Below are 2,062 nucleotides of genomic sequence, written 5' to 3' on the forward strand. Positions count from 1 at the left end.
CCGGTGTGGGCGAGCTGGAGTGATAACCTGGCATCCATTCACTTCAACAGCAACCACCCTGATTTTGGCACGCCGCCCCGTCGCGGGCTGATGGGTGGCGGCGAACAAGACGATCGCCCCGGCTCGGGCTGGGGCAATGGTGCGATCAATCATATCGAGCTGAGCTACTGGCACGACGACGAGCGGGCGGAGAATCGGCTCCGGGTACAGAAAACGACCCAGAAGCAAGCAAGCGTTGCTGCTGCGAACGCCGACTGGGTGGGTGTGCGGCGGCTCTGGCAGGACTTTGGGGCACGTTTTGGCATCAGTGGCGAGGTGCGCGACCGGCTGGAAGTGCTCGCCCACGCCAACCCGCCTGCCGAGCCGCTACGTCGCTACTTGGCCGCCTTGGACAAGCTGGAAGGAGCAAACACGGGCTGGAATGCGGCCCGCACCGAGCTGGCCGCGCTTCACGCTGACAACTCCCTGCCGCGCTGGCTGCGGGAGCACGCCGCCTACCAACACGCCGCTGGGCTGGCGCAGTGGCTGAACTACAAAGACGCGATCCCGCTCTGGAGGGCGCAGATCTGGCAGTTCCCCGACGGCGAAAAACGTGAGGCGGCGCTCCTTATGATCGCCCGCGCCTGCCTGCTCCACAAAGGCATTCTCAAGGGAGTGCCGACGGGCCGCGCCGCCGCCGAGCAGCTCCTGCGGGCTTTTCCCACCACCCGCTTTCGGGTAGCAGTCCGTGGCTTACTCGCCCGCGCGGATTTGGAACAGGGCCGCTACGAAGCCGCCGCGACAACCTACTGCGCCCTGAATGACGGCGACTCGATTGTGGAGGTGCGCCGACGCTTCGAGTACACGGCGCAGGAGCCGCGCCTGCGGACACTCCAGCTCATCGCGTACTTGCACGCCCTCAACAATGCGACAACGCACCGTGCGTACCGGGATGCCGTTAAGGGCGTCTCAAAGTCGCTCGCGCTTTTTAAGCCCGATACCGGCAAGCAGTTTCTCGATCGGCTGGTCAAAGACCCGTCGCTGGCCGCGCCCTATTTTTACTTCCGTCTTTCCCACTGCGACAACAAGCCCGCCGACTTTGCGCGGCTGGCAACGCTGGCGGATCGGATTTCGGAGCGAGACGCACTGCCGCCCGTGGTGCGGGTGCGCCTGGCGGAGATCTACTACCAGAACCAGAGTTTCCGCCGTGCCGCAAGCTGGGCCAGCACTGCCACCCGCGATCCCGATGAGAAAGTGCGCGGCAGGGCGCTCTATGTCCGGGCCGGGAGCCGCTACCGCCAGAAGCAGCTAGGCAGTGCCCGTGCCGATCTGGAGCAGATTCTGAAGGACTGCCCACGCAGCAACATCCGCCACGCCACTCGTGAGCTGCTCGCTTTGGTCGCGGAGGGCGAGGGGGACTTTTCCACGGCGCTGGATCAGTACTTTGCGCTGGAGTACCGTGAGGACTACGCCTACTTGATAGATGCTCGGATGCCGATCGCGACTCTGGAGAACTACTGGCAGACACGCTCTCACCACCGCGATTTGCTCGCCTACAGCCTCGCTTTGCGCCACCTACGGATCGAGAACTGGGACGACACCCGCCGCTGGCTGGTGCGGGTGCCGGAGAAGTCCTACGCGCTCTTTGTGGGGCGTACCACCCACGACGCCGACTGGGAGGAGAGCTTCTCCGACCAGGGGGCAAACCCCAAGAAAGTCTTGGCGAATCTCTCGCACCTCTGGCGGGCGGCGGAAAAAGCCCGGGGTGCGGAGGCGAAGGCAGCGGCTCGGTTTGCCTATGCCCGTGCCTACTACACGCAGGGGCTGCTCCAGCTCTACAACGCCCCGCTCTGGCAGGGAAACCGGATGTTTGCCTTCAGCTACTACTGGAACAAAGACGTGGCCTCGTCCGCCGACAATAGAGCCATCCAGCGCTACATGTACCAGCACGAGGTCTACGCCCACACACGGCAACTCTGCCTGGAGATTGTCGCCGACTACCCAAGCACCACCATAGCACCCGCCGCGCTCTACCGCGCCGCCTGCGCCGCCGAGAAGCTTGATAATCTCAACGAGTGGTGGC

1 protein-coding gene is annotated in these 2,062 nt (G+C 64.4%); it reads left to right on the plus strand.

Annotated elements, in window-relative coordinates; translation table 11 throughout:
• Positions 1–2,062 (plus strand): tol-pal system YbgF family protein (locus tag ACH2EH_RS05515; protein WP_395139711.1); only part of this gene is annotated, 2,062 nt, incomplete at both ends.

Source organism: Armatimonas sp. (genome assembly GCF_043760365.1).
In the GTDB taxonomy this organism is placed as follows: Bacteria; Armatimonadota; Armatimonadia; order Armatimonadales; family Armatimonadaceae; genus Armatimonas.